The organism is Nonomuraea sp. NPDC050478 (genome assembly GCF_044458265.1).
GTDB classification, from domain to species: domain Bacteria; phylum Actinomycetota; class Actinomycetes; order Streptosporangiales; family Streptosporangiaceae; genus Nonomuraea; species Nonomuraea ferruginea.
Window position 1 is genome coordinate 1,165,111 of sequence record NZ_JBITHT010000001.1, and the last position, 14,039, is coordinate 1,179,149.

Annotated in this window: 13 protein-coding genes; 4 read left to right on the forward strand and 9 right to left on the reverse strand. The window is 71.8% G+C overall.

Translation table 11 applies throughout. The annotated features are described in order from the left end of the window. Nucleotides 1–3: 3 nt before the first annotated feature. Both ACIBF7_RS05525 and ACIBF7_RS05530 read right to left on the reverse strand, forming a co-directional pair. Nucleotides 4–2,100: a flotillin family protein gene (locus ACIBF7_RS05525; RefSeq protein ID WP_148036034.1), complete on the reverse strand. Its 2,097-nt coding sequence runs from the start codon at nucleotides 2,098–2,100 to the stop codon at nucleotides 4–6. Beyond that, on the reverse strand, nucleotides 2,101–2,640 hold the full coding sequence (locus ACIBF7_RS05530) for a hypothetical protein (RefSeq protein ID WP_397196514.1): 540 nt from the start codon (nucleotides 2,638–2,640) through the stop codon (nucleotides 2,101–2,103). It lies immediately after the preceding gene. 162 nt (nucleotides 2,641–2,802) lie between these two features. On the opposite strand from ACIBF7_RS05530, the gene ACIBF7_RS05535 reads away from it, so the two are divergent. Continuing rightward, nucleotides 2,803–3,729, forward strand: coding sequence for an NADP-dependent oxidoreductase (locus ACIBF7_RS05535; protein ID WP_397196515.1), 927 nt, complete (start codon nucleotides 2,803–2,805; stop codon nucleotides 3,727–3,729). On the opposite strand, the gene ACIBF7_RS05540 is transcribed toward ACIBF7_RS05535, so the two are convergent. Beyond that, nucleotides 3,726–4,247, reverse strand: coding sequence for a CGNR zinc finger domain-containing protein (locus ACIBF7_RS05540; RefSeq protein WP_271277290.1), 522 nt, complete (start codon nucleotides 4,245–4,247; stop codon nucleotides 3,726–3,728). The genes ACIBF7_RS05535 and ACIBF7_RS05540 overlap by 4 nt on opposite strands. 93 nt (nucleotides 4,248–4,340) lie before the next feature. Here ACIBF7_RS05540 and ACIBF7_RS05545 point away from each other — a divergent pair, with 93 nt between their 5' ends. After that, nucleotides 4,341–5,198 (forward strand): alpha/beta fold hydrolase, encoded by an 858-nt coding sequence (locus tag ACIBF7_RS05545; RefSeq protein ID WP_397196516.1) that lies wholly within the window; start codon nucleotides 4,341–4,343, stop codon nucleotides 5,196–5,198. A 19-nt stretch (nucleotides 5,199–5,217) separates the two neighbouring features. On the opposite strand, the gene ACIBF7_RS05550 is transcribed toward ACIBF7_RS05545, so the two are convergent. The 3 genes from ACIBF7_RS05550 to ACIBF7_RS05560 all read right to left on the reverse strand — a co-directional run bounded on the left by ACIBF7_RS05550 (nucleotide 5,218) and on the right by ACIBF7_RS05560 (nucleotide 7,449). After that, on the reverse strand, nucleotides 5,218–6,129 hold the full coding sequence (locus ACIBF7_RS05550; protein ID WP_397196517.1) for an aminoglycoside phosphotransferase family protein: 912 nt from the start codon (nucleotides 6,127–6,129) through the stop codon (nucleotides 5,218–5,220). A gap of 66 nt (nucleotides 6,130–6,195) precedes the next feature. Then, on the reverse strand, nucleotides 6,196–7,074 hold the full coding sequence (locus ACIBF7_RS05555) for a 1,4-dihydroxy-2-naphthoyl-CoA synthase (RefSeq protein ID WP_148036038.1): 879 nt from the start codon (nucleotides 7,072–7,074) through the stop codon (nucleotides 6,196–6,198). Between the two features lie 42 nt (nucleotides 7,075–7,116). Next, on the reverse strand, nucleotides 7,117–7,449 hold the full coding sequence (locus ACIBF7_RS05560) for a helix-turn-helix transcriptional regulator (protein WP_148036039.1): 333 nt from the start codon (nucleotides 7,447–7,449) through the stop codon (nucleotides 7,117–7,119). A gap of 89 nt (nucleotides 7,450–7,538) precedes the next feature. Between ACIBF7_RS05560 and ACIBF7_RS05565 the strand changes: the two genes are divergently transcribed. Further along, nucleotides 7,539–7,709, forward strand: coding sequence for a DUF3073 domain-containing protein (locus tag ACIBF7_RS05565; RefSeq protein ID WP_148036040.1), 171 nt, complete (start codon nucleotides 7,539–7,541; stop codon nucleotides 7,707–7,709). Here ACIBF7_RS05565 and ACIBF7_RS05570 read toward each other — a convergent pair. Next, nucleotides 7,672–8,955, reverse strand: a complete 1,284-nt coding sequence (locus tag ACIBF7_RS05570) for a cytochrome P450 (protein WP_219549912.1) — start codon at nucleotides 8,953–8,955, stop codon at nucleotides 7,672–7,674. The genes ACIBF7_RS05565 and ACIBF7_RS05570 overlap by 38 nt on opposite strands. A gap of 62 nt (nucleotides 8,956–9,017) precedes the next feature. On the opposite strand from ACIBF7_RS05570, the gene ACIBF7_RS05575 reads away from it, so the two are divergent. After that, nucleotides 9,018–9,602 carry a TetR/AcrR family transcriptional regulator gene (locus tag ACIBF7_RS05575; RefSeq protein WP_271277287.1) on the forward strand — a complete coding sequence of 195 codons (585 nt, stop codon included), beginning with the start codon at nucleotides 9,018–9,020 and terminating at the stop codon, nucleotides 9,600–9,602. 90 nt (nucleotides 9,603–9,692) lie between these two features. On the opposite strand, the gene ACIBF7_RS05580 is transcribed toward ACIBF7_RS05575, so the two are convergent. Both ACIBF7_RS05580 and ACIBF7_RS05585 read right to left on the reverse strand, forming a co-directional pair. Next, nucleotides 9,693–10,601: an alpha/beta fold hydrolase gene (locus tag ACIBF7_RS05580; RefSeq protein WP_271277286.1), complete on the reverse strand. Its 909-nt coding sequence runs from the start codon at nucleotides 10,599–10,601 to the stop codon at nucleotides 9,693–9,695. A 54-nt stretch (nucleotides 10,602–10,655) separates the two neighbouring features. Then, nucleotides 10,656–14,036, reverse strand: a complete 3,381-nt coding sequence (locus ACIBF7_RS05585) for an AAA family ATPase (RefSeq protein WP_397196518.1) — start codon at nucleotides 14,034–14,036, stop codon at nucleotides 10,656–10,658. Nucleotides 14,037–14,039: the final 3 nt, after the last annotated feature.

The window sequence follows — 14,039 nt, forward strand, 5'->3', positions numbered from 1 at the left end:
GCGTCAGACCTTCGCCGCTGCCAGCGCGGCCACCGGCTGGTCGGCCACGCCCAGCCGCCGGGCCGTGTCCAGCAGCTCGCCGAGCGGCCCCGACTCCGGCCCGCCCCGCTGGATGAGCCGCAGGAGCAGCGCAGAGACGGTCAGGTTCTTCAGGTCCTCGGTGCTCACCCCGCCGACGACGCCCCTGAGGTCCTCGATCAGGCTGGCGCTCCCGTTCAGGTACGGAGCCGCGAGCGAACCCGCCACCTCGGAGTGCTCCATGAAGCCGTCGACCGTCTTGGCGGCGGTGATCGAACCCACCACCTTGTCGAAGAACATCGTCTCGCCGCCGACGATGTCGATGTTGGCCTTGGCCAGGCCCGCGGCCAGCACGCTCGCCTGCGACTCGGCCACCTGGCGGGTGACGTCGATCTGCTTGAGCCGCACTTCCGTGTCGGCCTCCAGGCGCAGGCGGTACTCCTCGTGCGCCCGGCTGGCCTCGTCCAGCGCGGCCATCGCGGCGGCCTTCTCGGTGAGACCCTCGGCCTCGGCCTTGAGCTTCTCGCCCACGGCCGCGGCGTTGGCCAGCGCCATCGCCTGCTCGCCCGCAGCCTGCGCCTTGAGCCGCTCGCCCTCGACCAGCGCCATCGCCCTGGCGCCCTCGGCCTCGGCCTGCAGCCGCTCGTTCAGCACCAGCGCCTCGGCCCTGCCGACCTTCTCGATCGCCTCGGCGTCGCGCTCCTTGACCTGGACCTCGGCCAGGCCGGACGCGGCCGCCTCGGCCTGCAGACCCTCGGCGAGCCGCATCTTGGCCCGGGCGTCCAGCTCGGCCGCCTGCTGCCTGGCCTCGGCCAGCACCAGTTCCTCGCGGGCCCTGAACTTCGACGCGGCCTCGGCGGCCTCGGCCGCCTTGATGTCCTTGACCAGGTTCTCCTGCGCCTCGGCCTCGGCGGCGATGATGACGGACTGGCGGGTCCGCTCGGCCTCCTCGACCACGCGCAGCCGCTTGATCGACTCCTCCTGCTCGGCCACCGTCTTGTCGACGGCGATGCGTTCGCGGATGACCTCGGCGATCGACCGCTTCTCGGTCTCGACCTCCTTGTCCTTCGCGATGCGCGACAGCTCGGTCTCCCGCTCGCGGGCGATGACCTCCAGCAGGCGGTCCTTCTCGATGCGCTCGGACTCGATGGCGATCACGCGCTCGCGGTTCTTCTCCGCGACGGCCACCTCGCGGTTGCGGTTCTCCTGCTGCACGCCGAGCTGCTCGTCGGTCTTGATCGCGGCGCTCTGGGCGCGCAGCCGCTCCTCCGCCTGCACCCGGTAGGTCTCCGCCTCCTCGCGGGCCTTCATCGTCTCGATCTCGCGCTTCTGCTTGATCTCGGCGTCGGCCTGGCGGCGCTCCAGTTCGAGGATGGCCTCGCGGGCCTCCACGTTCTGGCGGGTGATCTCCTTCTCCTCGGTGCGCTGGAACTCGTTGGTCCGGACGTGCTCGATCGCCGTCAGCTCGGTGATCTTGCGGATGCCCTGCGCGTCGAGGATGTTGCTCTTGTCGAGCTGGTGCAGCGCGGTCTGCTCCAGGTAGTCGATGGCCGCGTCCTCAAGGCTGTAACCGTTGAGGTCGGTGCCGATGAGCCGGACGATCTCGTCACGGAACTCGTCGCGCTTGGTGTAGAGGTCCACGAAGTCCAGGTGCTTGCCGGCGGTCTTGAGCGCCTCGGAGAACTTCGCGTTGAACAGCTCCTGCAGCGTCTTCTCGTCGCTGGCCCGCTCGGTGCCGATGGCCTGGGCGACCTTGATGACGTCCTCGGCGGTCTTGTTCACCCGTACGAAGAATGTGATCTTGATGTCGGCCCGGATGTTGTCGCGGCAGATCAGCCCTTCGCGGCCGGTGCGTTCGATCTCGATGGTCTTCACCGAGATGTCCATCGTCTCCGCCCGGTGCACGACAGGGAGCACCACCGCGCCGGTGAAGGTCACGTCGACTTTGTTGACCTTCGAGATGATCAGCGCCTTGCCCTGCTCGACCTTGCGGAAAAGGCGGCTGATGAGAATCAGCAGGCCGATGAGGATCACAAGGACGACGGCGATGAACACGCCGACGCCGGTGGAGATCACATCCATTCACTGCTCACTTTCGTAAGGCATGACCCAGAAGAACTCGCCGTCTGCGTCGTACTCGAAGATCAGGGCTGTCTGGCCGCGGGTGAGCCGGTCCTGGCCGGTCGTCCTGACCTGGACGACGGCGGAGGACCCGTCCGCGGCGGTGACCTCGGCCTGGCCGAAGTCGGGGGTCGCCCGCCCGGTGCGGATCACGCACCGCTGGCCGACGAAATCCCCACGTGAGGGCTGTGGTCCGTCCGGCACCAGCCTCCGCAGGGGGGCGATCAGCACGCGGGTGGCGAGCCAGGCTCCGCCGAGGGCGAGCACCGGCACGGCCCACAGCAGCGGGCCCGCGGCGAACTGGCTGCCGATCAGCGTGAGCAGCCACGCCAGGGCGACGAGCAGGGAGATCGTGATGCCGGTCGGCACCCCGCCGAACCCGAGCCAGGGGGCGTCGCCCTCAAGGTCGGAAATCCCGGTGATCACGACGATCCAGTACCCGACGACCACGATCAGAAGGAAGCTGAAAACGGCCGTCGGGAAGCTCAGCGCAACCCGCAAGAAGTCAGTCAATACCCGATGCCCCGTCCCCCGGTGCTCGTCATGTCGGACTATATACAGATAAAGAACGAGTAAAGCGAAAAGTTCCCGAATGGTTAGGCATATGTTGCGCGCGGTTAGCCCGCTTGACCTCAACCTCGGTTGAGGAAGCAGGCTGGCCGCATGAACGACGAGATCATGCGGGCCGCGGCCTTCGCCGAGTTCGGCGGCCCCGAGGTGCTGCGGGTGATGGAGCTGCCGGCTCCGCAGGCCGGCCCCGGCCAGGTGCGCGTACGGGTGAGGACCGCCGGGGTGCAGCCGTTCGACGCGGCCGTCCGGGCCGGCTGGACCCCGCCGGGGGTGACGGGCGGGCTGCCGCGGATCCCGGGCAACGAGTTCGCCGGCGTGGTGGACCAGGTGGGGGAGGAGGTGACCGGGGTGACGGCGGGCGCCGAGGTGCTGGGGTTCTCGCTGCTGCGCTGCTACGCCGAGTACGTGGTGGTCGACGCGGGCGACGTGACCCCCAAGCCGGCCTCGATGCCGTGGGAGGTGGCCGGCTCGCTGACCGCCGGAGCGCAGACGGCCGAGCTGGCCCTCGACGGGCTCGCCGTGACCGAGGGCGACACGCTGCTCGTGCACGCCGCCGCGGGCGCGGTCGGCACGGTGGCCGTCCAGGTCGCCGGGATGCGCGGCGCCACCGTGATCGGCACCGCCCGCGAGGAGAACCACGCCTACCTGCGCGACCTGGGTGCCATCCCGGTCGCCTACGGCGCGGGCCTGGCCGACCGGGTGCGCGCCCTCGCCCCCGGCGGGGTGGACGCCGCGCTCGACGGCGCGGGCGGCGACGCGCTGGAGGTGTCGCTGGAGCTGGTCAAGGACCGCGACCGCATCCTCACGCTGGTCGAGCACGACAAGGCCGCCGAGCTGGGCATCAAGGTCACCCGGGGCACGCGCAGCGCCGAGCGCCTGGCCCGCTACGCCGCCTTGTACGCCGAGGGCCGGCTCAAGTTCCCGGTACGCAGGACGTACCCGCTGGAGCGTGCGGCGGACGCGCACCGCGAGATCGAGACCCGCCACGGCGCCGGCAAGATCGTCATCACGGTCTCCTAGGAACGGACGCGCTGCCGCTGGTTGAACCGGCCCACCTTGGCCCGGTTGCCGCACACGTCCATCGAGCACCAGCGGCGGCCGCCGTTCTTGCTCACGTCGTAGAACCAGAGCACGCAGCGCGGGTTGGCGCACTTGCGCACCCGCTCCGGGCGCTCGCCGAGCACCCGGGCCAGGTCGGCGGCCGCCACCCAGGCCGCGTGCCAGGCCGGATCGTCCAGGACGACGACCTCGTACGGCTCGGCGCCGCTCAGCTGGGGGCGGCGGGCGCCGTGGGCCAGCACCGCGTTGAGCGGGGCCGCCTCGCCCCGCTCAAGCAGCGCGCGCATCGCGTCGCGGGCCTGGACCAGCGGGTCGCGGGCGCGCTCCGGGTCGTCGCCGCCGGGCAGATCGTGATCCGCCAGCCAGGCCCGCACGCCGTCGAGATCGTCGAACTGGTCGACCAGTGTGGCGTTGTCGATCCACACGGTGTCGACCAGGTCCAGCCCCACGGGTTCGGTCCTGAGCGGACGCAGTCTCACAGTGATTAACCCCTGAAGTCGATTTGACCGGTTGCAGATCATCATGCTACCACTTAACCACCGAAAACACTTTCAACGGTTAAGAGGTTCGCCGTGACCATCCGCTACCGCACCGTCCGGATCGACGGGCTCGACGTCTTCTACCGGGAGGCGGGTGACCCGTCCGCGCCCACGCTCGTCCTGCTGCACGGGTTCCCGACCTCGTCCATCGCCTACCAGGAGCTGATGGGCGAGCTGCGGGACGAGTTCCACCTGATCGCGCCCGACTACCCCGGCTTCGGGCACAGCTCGGCGCCCGCCGCCGGAGAGTTCGGCTACACCTTCGACCGCTTCGCCGACGTGGTGGACCGGCTGCTGGACACGCTCGGCGTGCGGCGTTACGCGCTCTACGTGCACGACTACGGCGCACCCGTCGGCTTCCGGCTCGCCGTCCGGCATCCCGAGTGGATCACCGGCATCGTCACCCAGAACGGCAACGCGTACGAGGAAGGGCTGACCCCGTTCTGGGACCCGTTCAAGAAGGCCTGGGCAGACCCGCAGGCCGGCACGGCGGCGCTGCGGGCGTACTTCACCTGGGAGGCAACCCAGTGGCAGTACACGCACGGCGTGCCGGACACCACGCTGGTCAACCCGGACAAGGCGCTGTTCGACCAGGCGCTGCTGGACCGGCCGGGCAGCGCCGACATCCAGCTCGCGCTCTTCCTCGACTACGGGGGCAACGTCGCCCTCTACCCGCAGTGGCAGGAGTATCTGCGCACGCACCGCCCGCCCGTGCTGGCCGTGTGGGGCCGCAACGACGAGATCTTCGGCCCGGACGGCGCGCGCGCCTTCGCCGGGGACGTGCCGGACGCGCGCATCCACCTGCTGGACGCCGGCCACTTCCCCCTGGAGACCCGGCTCGCCCAGATCGCGGCCCTCACCCGCGACTTCCTGCGCGGCCTGTCGGACTGACCCCCGGCCGCCGGGCCTACTAGCGGTGAACCATCGCCTCGGCGATGGCCAGCTGGACATCGTCGAGGCGGTCCTCGCCGTCCTCGACGCTCCACAGTGAGTTCTGCAGCACCCGTCCCAGCGTCCAGCCGGCCGCCCCCGCCGGGTCCAGCTCCAGCGCCTCCACCAGCAGGTCGAAGCGCCGCAGCACGCTCCCGCGCACGTCACCGGAGGCCACCACCTCGCCCCACCGGTTGTCCAGCGCGGGCAGCAGGTCGAACCCGGGGTCGCCGGCCAGCGGCTTCGGGTCGATCGCCAGCCACGGCTCCCGCTCGGCGGCCAGCACGTTGTCGTAGTGCAGATCCCAGTGGAGCAGCCGGTCGCCGGGCTCGGGGACGAGCTCGGCGACCGCCGCGGCGCACCGGCGCAGCCAGGCCCGGTCCTCCTCCCGGGGCAGCTTCGCCAGTGCCGCGGGCACGTCCTCCACCATCTGCCCGGCGATGTCGCCGAGCCGCCGCAGCCCTTCGGGAGCGGGCCGCGCCACCAGCCGGGCCAGCAGCTCGGCGAGGATCTCCATCGCCTTCATGTCGTCCGGCACCGCCGACAGCGACCGGCTCTCGTCCAGCCGCTCCAGCAGCATCGTCCCGGTCGCCGGGTCGTGCTCCAGCAGCAGCACCGACCCGTCGCCGGCCCAGGCGCGCAGCCCCACGGGCTCGGTCGCGTTCTCGTCGGTGACGGGCTGCAGCTTCAGCGCGGCGGGCGTGCCGTCGGCCCGCACCACGGGCAGCACCAGGGAGACCACGCCGTGCATGGACGCGCCGTCGAGGCGCAGCCCCCACTCCTCCAGATAACGCTTGGCCAGCGCGGGCAGCCCGGCCGACCAGGCCCGTCCCGCCTCGCCCTCCCACTTGACATGCGACTCGGTCAACGCCGGCGGCACCACGATCTCCATGCCACCAGTCTGGCCGCCCGGGCAACCGGTTTTCGGGAGGTCAGGGCCTCGCGCGGGGAGCGGGCGTCAGTAGTGATAGGGGTACGGCGACCAGTCGGGTTCGCGCTTCTCCAGGAACGAGTCGCGCCCTTCGGCGGCCTCGTCGGTCATGTAGGCCAGCCTGGTCGCCTCACCGGCGAACACCTGCTGGCCCACCAGCCCGTCGTCGATCAGGTTGAAGGAGAACTTGAGCATCCGCTGCGCCGTCGGCGACTTGGCGTTGATCTTGCGGGCCCAGTCGAGCGCCGTGGCCTCCAGCTCCTCGTGCGGCACGACCGCGTTGACCATGCCCATCCGGTGGGCGTCGGCCGCGCTGTAGGTGTCGCCGAGGAAGAAGATCTCGCGGGCGAACTTCTGGCCCACCTGGCGCGCGAGATAGGCGGAGCCGAAGCCGCCGTCGAAGCTCGCCACGTCGGCGTCGGTCTGCTTGAACCGGGCGTGCTCGGCGCTGGCGAGTGTGAGATCGGCCACCACGTGCAGGCTGTGGCCGCCGCCCGCCGCCCAGCCGGGCACCACGCAGATGACCACCTTGGGCATGAACCGGATCAGCCGCTGCACCTCGAGGATGTGCAGCCGCCCGGTCGCGGCCGAGCCGTCGGCGTACTGGTAGCCGTCCTTGCCGCGGATGCGCTGGTCGCCGCCGGAGCAGAAGGCCCAGCCGCCGTCCTTGGGCGAGGGGCCGTTGCCGGTCAGCAGCACGCACCCGACGTCGGTGGTCTGCCGGGCATGGTCGAACGCGCGATAGAGCTCGTCGACGGTCTGCGGGCGGAAGGCGTTGCGCACCTCCGGGCGGTTGAACGCGATGCGCACCGTGCCCTGGTCGACAGCCCTGTGGTAGGTGATGTCGGTGAAGTCGAACCCCTCGACTTCCTGCCACGCCTTGGGATCGAACAGCTCGGAGACCATGGGCCGAAGCCTACCGGGTGGCGGCTCCGGCCCACGGGCCGGTCAGGGGACCTCCGCCCGGAGCTCGGCGAGCAGCTGGCCCTGGTCGGCGAGCATGTCGGTCAGGATGCGGCGGGCGATCCGCAGCAGGTCGGCGAGCTCGGGTGTGGCCAGTGTGTAGACCACGGTGCTGCCTTCACGGATGGCGGTCACGATGCCCGCTCTGCGCAGGACCGCCAGCTGCTGTGAGAGGCTCGACGCCTCGATGTCGATCTGGGCCAGGAGATCCCTGACGGGAAGTGGCCCTTCCTGGAGTAGCTCCAACACTCTGATGCGAGCGGGGTGGCCGAGAGTCCGGAACAAATCCGCCTTGGCCTGGTTGACCTCCACGTGCATAGTGACAGACTAATCCAGCGCAGTTGCATAATTCTTCAAGTCGTAACGTTGTCGGATAGCATGGGCAGCGGGGACTAGGGAGTTGAGCCATGGGCCGAGGAAGAGCCAAGGCGAAGCAGACGAAGGTCGCTCGCCAGCTGAAGTACACCAGCCATCACATCGACTACGACCGCCTCCGCGAGGAGTTGGGCGCCGACGAACGACGTGACGACATGCACCCCGCTACGTCGTCCGATCAAGAGACCGGGCGCGCGCAATAACGCGGGTGAGTCGTGCGGGACTCAGGGTGACGTTGGTGAGCCGCCTGGTCTCGGGCGCCGGATCCGGCGCCGTGAGATCCAGGCGGTGCAACACCTCCCTGATGATCACCCGCATCTCCAGCAGGGCCAGCTGAGCGCCGACGCAGAAGCGCCGGCCGCCGCCGAACGGCATCCAGGCCCTGCTCTGCTGACCATCGAGGAAGCGTTCCGGCCTGAACTCCTCCGGTGACGGGAAAGCCGCCGGGTCCCGGTGCACGAGCGGGATGAACGGTCCCGCGTACGATCCGGCCGGTATTTCGTACTCACCCAGCCGGAGCGGGGCGTCGAGCAGCCGGGGAGCCTCGTAGACCGCGGGCCTGACCCGCATCACCTCCTTCACCACCGCGTCCAGGTACGGCTCGTCGTCGGGCAGCCGCTCCAGGACGTGCGGCAGCCGGAGCAGCCGCTCGAACGCCCAGGCCAGACTGGTCGCCGTGGTCTCGTGACCGGCGATCAGCAGGGTGATCAGCTCGTCGCGGATCTCCTGGTCGTCGAAGCCCGACTCCAGCAGCCTGCTCAGCACGTCCGTGCCGTCCGCCCCGGCGCTCCGCCTGCGGGCGATCTCCTCGTACAGGATCGCGTCGACGCCCGCGCGTGCCTTCAGGAAGCGCGCGTACGGCAGGAACGGCACTCCCTTGGCGCGCTCGCGCAGGCGGGCCGGGAGCATGACGACCGACGTCGCGCCGCCGAGCCGGATCAGGCGGGGGAGCAGCGCGTGCAGCCGGCCGAGGCGCTCCGCGTCGCGGATGCCGAAGACCAGCCTGATGATCACTTCCAGGGTGATCTCCTGCATGCGGTCGCGCAGCGCGATCGGCACGCCGAGCGGCCAGGTCGCGATCTTCTCCGCGGCGATGGCCGCGATCTCGTCGTGGTAGCCGGCCACCTGCCTGGCTCTTAACGGCGGGGTGAGCGCCTTCCGGTGGCGTGACCAGCCGTCGCCGTCCAGCGTCAGCACCGAGTGGGCGCCGACCATCGGCTCCAGGAAGTCGCGCCGCGCGGCGCCGGCCAGGCCGCCGCCCTGGTCGGTGCGGTAGACCTGTTCGGCCAGCTCGGCGGTGGTGACGTACACCTCGGGCGGGAAGCCGAAGTAGCGCACCGTGAAGATCGGGCCGTACTCGCGGTGCAGCCTGTCGAACGCGCCCGCGGGGTCGAGCATGATCCAGGCGGTCTGGGCGGCTGCGGGCAGTCGCGGTCCGGGTGGGAGCATCACAGGTCCTCCGATACGTACGTATGTCATAGACGCTTGTATATATCGATAGCATGGATGCCGTGTCACGGAAAGAGGTTCGCGAGCGGTTGCTCGCCGGTGCGGTGAGCTGCCTGCAGGAGAAGGGCTACGCCCGCACGACCGCGCGCGACCTGGTCGCGGCGTCGGGCACCAACCTCGCCTCCATCGGTTATCACTTCGGAGGCAAGGACGCCCTGCTCAACGAGGCCATCATCGCCTGCTTCGAGGGGTGGACCGAGCGGGTCGAGAAGGCCATCTTCAGCAGCGGCCTCGGCACGCCCCGCGAGCTGCTCGAACGCGCCATGGCCGCGCTGGTCGACGTGTTCGGCGAGATGCGGCCGACGCTGATGGGCTGCGTCGAGGGCTACCCCGCGGCGCTGCGCGAGCAGGCGCTGCGCGAGCGCCTCGCGGCCGCGTACGGCGACGCCCGCGAGGCGGGGGTCGGCATGCTGCGGCGGGCCTCCGCCGAGATGGGCGTCGAGCTGCCGGTCGCGCCCGAGGTCCTGGTCTCGGTGCTGATCGCGATCTCCGACGGGCTGATGATCCAATGGCTGCTCGACCCGGACAGCACTCCCGACTCCCGCCAGATCGTCGACGCCCTCGCCGCGATCTCCGCACTCACCTGACCCCGCCCGTCCCGCGCTTGGGGATCACCTGACTCCGCCCCCGTCCGTGCCGCCCGCGTTCGTGGAGGGTCGTCCGGGATCTTGGTGGTCTCATGCGGTGGGCTCGGCCGTGTGACGCAGGATCGCGTCCGCCACCTCGTCGCGGACCTGAGCCGGCAGCATGTGCCCCATGTCCCGCACCATGAGCAGCTCCGCGCCGGGGATGGCCGCGGCGATGAGCGCGCCGTGGCCGGGCTTGGCGGGCTCGTGCGTGCCCTCGATGACCAGCGTCGGCGCTTCGACCCGGCCGAGCACGCCCTCGGGCTCGAAGCCGGGGTTCGCGGCGGCCGCCCGCCGGTGGTTGACCACCGCCGCCAGGTCCCTGGCCCGCTCGAAGACCCGCTCGGCCAGCCGCCGCTCGGCGTCCTCGTCGAACGGCAGCGCCGTCCCGTTCAGCACCCGCGCCTCGGCGATCATCCGGTCGATCTGCTCGCCCCGGGTGGCCGGCGGCGGGCTCTGGATCGCCTCGGTGTAGAACGCCGTGAACTCCGGCGTGGGCGGCGGCAGGCTGCCCTCCGGCTGCGGCTGCCCGGTGAGCGCCCGCATGAGCACCTCACCCTCGTGCCCGCCCAGCGGCGACGAGCCGATCACGGTGAGCGTGCGTACCCGCTCCGGCCGCTCCACCGCCACCAGCTGCCCGAGCAGCCCGCCCGCCGAGTGGCCCACCAGGTGCGCGCTCTCCAGCCCGTACGCGTCGAGCACGCGCAGCACGTCGTCCTTGATGTCGAGCCAGGTGTACGGGTTCGCGTCGAAGTCGACGGTGCCCGATCTGCCGGTGTCGCGATGGTCGTAGCGGATGACCCTGCGCCCGCCGGCCACCAGCCTGCCGACGAACTCCTCCGGCCACAGCACGCCCTGCGACATCGACCCCATCACCAGGAGAACGGGCGGGTGATCAGGGTCGCCGAACTCCTCCGTCCAGAGCTCGACGCCGTCCACGTTGATCAGGTTCTCTGTCATGCCTCCAAGCTTGGCCCCGACCGGCGCCGGTGCCTTCCGTAGGACTACTGGGCACTACAGAAGGCGGGCGAGTTCAGTACGACTGGTGATGCCGAGCTTGGGATAGATCTTGTACAGGTGATACTCGACCGTGCGCGGGCTGAGGAACAACCGCGCCGCCACGTCCTTGCTCGACGCCCCCTCGGCCACCAGGCGCGCGATGCGCAGCTCCTGCGGCGTCAGGGCCGCCGCAGGGTCGGCCTCCGGCACGTCGCCCGCCGCCTCCCCGGCCGCGCGCAGCTCCCCGCTCGCGCGCCGGGCCCACGGCTCCGCGCGCAACCGGGTGAACGTCTCCAGCGCCGAACGCAGCCGCCCCCGCGCCTGCCCTGGCCGGTGCGTACGGCGCAGCCGCTCGCCGTGGAGCAGAGCTGTGCGCGCCGCCTCGAACGGCTCCCCGTGCAGCCGCGCCGCCTCCTCGAACAGCGCCGCGTCCCCGTCCACCAGCGCCCGGCAGCGCAGCAGCGACGCCCGCGACTCGGGCGTGCCGGCGTTCGCCGCCCACCGTTCCAGCCCGTCCAGGGCCTCGCGGGCCGCCTCCGGCTCACCCGCGGCCACGGCCGCCTCCACCCGGTCCGGCGCTGTCCGCCACACCACCGTCGGATGCCCCGCCGCCGCCAGGGCGGTGAACCGGGCATGCGCCGCGTCGTACCTGCCCAGCCCCAGATCGAGCATCGCCAGCGCGTACGAGGCCACGCCCGCGCGCAGCCCCACCCGGTGCGGCACCGCGATCGCCAGGGCCCGGCGCGCGTGCTCCCGGCAGGACTCCTCCTGGCCGCGCAGCGCCGCCACCACGGCCAGGTTCGCCAGATGGGCGGCCTCGCTGTTGGTGTATCCGGCCTCCCTGGCCAGCGCCAGCCCTTCCTCGGCTACGGCCTCGCTCTCGGCCAGCCTGCCCCTGAGCCGCTCGCCCGTGGACACGAACTCCAGCACCACCGGTAGCTGCCCGACCATGCCGGACACGCGCGCCACCCGGCCCGCCCGCCCGACCAGCTCGGCCGACACGTCCGCCTCGCCCAGATAGCTCGCCGCCGCCGACGCCCACAGGAACTCGGCCGCCTCCCGCAGCTCCCCGGTCCTCGCCAGCGCACCCCGCAGCAGCTCCGCCCCGCCGCCGTCGTCGAGCCGCGCCCCGATCCCGGCCACCACGTCCCGCAGGAACCCCGGCGGATGCGCCAGCGCCCTGCGCCCGATCTCCACGAGAGCCGGGATGTCGCCCACGTAGTTCGCCGCCTCGGCGGCGTCGGCCAGCATCTCCATGCTGTCGCCCCCGGCGAGGATCCGCACGGCCTCCGCGGCGTCCCCGGAGTTCAACTCGAACCGCCCCCGCAACTGCCTGATCTCCCGCCGCAACCCATCGAACCCCTTGGGACCGCTCCTCCCTCCAGCCGTCTCGTCCCGGGCGTCTGCTGGGGGACGGTTCGCTCTGTGAGGGGATGTGGCTTCCGCCTTCGCAGACCCTTCCCCCTCCTGGACGGGCGCCCTCCCACGGGCGGTCTCAGCGCGGGTCTCCTCCGGGGTACGGGTCAAGGGCGCGGCTTCGGACGGCCCTTCTCCCCGAGCGGGTGTTCTCCCGCCGGTCGGGAACCGGGTCAAGGGGGTGGCTGCCGGCGGCCCTTCTTGTTCCCGGGTGGGCGTTCTGCCAGCGGTCGTCTCGTCCCGGGCGTCCGCTGAGGGACGGTGCACTGTGTAAGGGGATGTGGCTTCCGTCTCCGGCGCCCTTTCCCGCTCGTGAGCGAGTGGTCTCTCGTCGCCGGTCTCTGGTGCGGGACGGGGCGTTGGGTGGTTCGGGGGCGTGAGGGGTGAGCCTTCTTTCTGGTGTGCGGGTGTTGTCTCGTGGAGGGGTTCTGTGGGGGTGTGGGTGGGGTGGTTCTGGGTGAGGGCGTGGGCCTCGGCGAGGTAGGTCTGGGCCTGGCCTGGACGGCCGCCGAGCCAGGCTGCGGTGGCCGCGTCCGTGTAGCGGCGGGCGCGGGTCCAGGGGTCGGGGGTCAGCTCCGCCGCACGGCCCAGTGCCGTCGCCGCGTCGCCGTACCCGCCTCTGGCTCGGGCTCCGTCGGCCGCGGCGGCCAGCGCGGCGGCCACCGGCTCGTCCCGCCCCATGGCGGCGGCCGCCAGGTGCCAGGCCCGCCTGTCACCTTCCACCAGCTCGGCCAGCACCGCGTGCGCCCGCCGTACCTCCACCGGGCCCGCCGCCCCGTGCACCGCCGACCGCACCAGAGGATGCCGGAACCGGACCGCCGCCCCGTCCACCACCACGAGCCCTGCCTTCTCCGCCTCATAGAGCCCGGCCAGAGCAACCTCTTCGCGCAGGCTCACCGCCGCAGGCAGCTCCCGTGCGGGTGCCCGCACCGACGCTTCCGTCACACGCGCCCTCGCGGGTGCCTCCCTGGACGGACCATCCCCGTTCGGCCATGCCCGTACGTCGGTCTCCGCCACGGACGGCGTGGTCTCGTTCGGCCGCGCTCTCGCGGCGGTTTCCATCTCGGGTGGGGTGGTTGCGCGCGCCGGCGCATCTGCGGGGGTCTCCGTCTCGGTCGGTGGTTGCTCGTGCTGGGTCCGTACGGGTGAGTCCAGGAGGGACGCGGTGCGGAGGGTCAGGGTGAGGTCCGGTTCCAGGGATGCCGCGAGGAGGACGCGGCGGGCCGGGGCCGAGAGGCGGGTCACCTGGTCGCCGAAGAGTTGGGCGCCGCCCGGCAGGGGGTCGGGGAGGGGGAGGCGGCCGGCGAGCTGGTCGGGGCTCAGGGACGCCAGGGTCTCGCCGAGGACGAGAGGGTTGCCGCCGGTGAGCGACACCAGGCGGGCGCGGACCGGGGGCGCCGACGGGGCCAGCGAGTCCACCAGCGTGGCCGCGCTCTCGTCGTCCAGCCCGCGCAGTCGCAGCTCGGGAACACCCTTGTGGACGCCGTCACCCCGGACCGCCAGCAGCATCCCGACCCGCTCGGTGCGGACACGCCGGGCCGCGAACAGCAGCGCGTCGGCCGACGCCCGGTCCAGCCACTGGAGGTCGTCCACCAGGCAGAGCACGCCGCCGTCCTCCGCCGCCTCCGCCAGCAGCGACAGGACCCCGGCCGCCACCAGGAACCGGTCCTCGGCCGGCGCCGCCAGCCCGAGCGCCCCGGCCACGGCCTGGCGCTGCGGCGCCGGGAGCGCGTCGAGCAGCCCGGTCACCGGCCGCAGCAGCTGGTGCAGCGCGGCGAACGCCAGGTCGGCCTCGGCCTCGACGCCCCACGCGCGCAGGACGGTCAGCCGCGGCCCGGCCAGGGTGGCGGCCAGATCGAGCAGGGCCGACTTGCCGATGCCGGCCTCGCCCCGCAGCAGCAGGGCCTCTCCCGCACCGGCCGGCGCCGCGTCGATCACACCCTGGATCGCGGCGATCTCGGTGGCTCGGCCGTACAGCATGAG

Coding starts and splice junctions, on each gene's coding strand:
- ACIBF7_RS05535 (WP_397196515.1), top strand. CDS start 2,803: ATGAACGACGAGATCATGCGGGCCGCGGCCTTCGCCGAGTTCGGCGGC.
- ACIBF7_RS05565 (WP_148036040.1), top strand. CDS start 7,539: ATGGGCCGAGGAAGAGCCAAGGCGAAGCAGACGAAGGTCGCTCGCCAG.
- ACIBF7_RS05560 (WP_148036039.1), bottom strand. CDS start 7,449: ATGCACGTGGAGGTCAACCAGGCCAAGGCGGATTTGTTCCGGACTCTC.
- ACIBF7_RS05525 (WP_148036034.1), bottom strand. CDS start 2,100: ATGGATGTGATCTCCACCGGCGTCGGCGTGTTCATCGCCGTCGTCCTT.
- ACIBF7_RS05570 (WP_219549912.1), bottom strand. CDS start 8,955: ATGCTCCCACCCGGACCGCGACTGCCCGCAGCCGCCCAGACCGCCTGG.
- ACIBF7_RS05550 (WP_397196517.1), bottom strand. CDS start 6,129: ATGGAGATCGTGGTGCCGCCGGCGTTGACCGAGTCGCATGTCAAGTGG.
- ACIBF7_RS05555 (WP_148036038.1), bottom strand. CDS start 7,074: ATGGTCTCCGAGCTGTTCGATCCCAAGGCGTGGCAGGAAGTCGAGGGG.
- ACIBF7_RS05580 (WP_271277286.1), bottom strand. CDS start 10,601: ATGACAGAGAACCTGATCAACGTGGACGGCGTCGAGCTCTGGACGGAG.
- ACIBF7_RS05585 (WP_397196518.1), bottom strand. CDS start 14,036: ATGCTGTACGGCCGAGCCACCGAGATCGCCGCGATCCAGGGTGTGATC.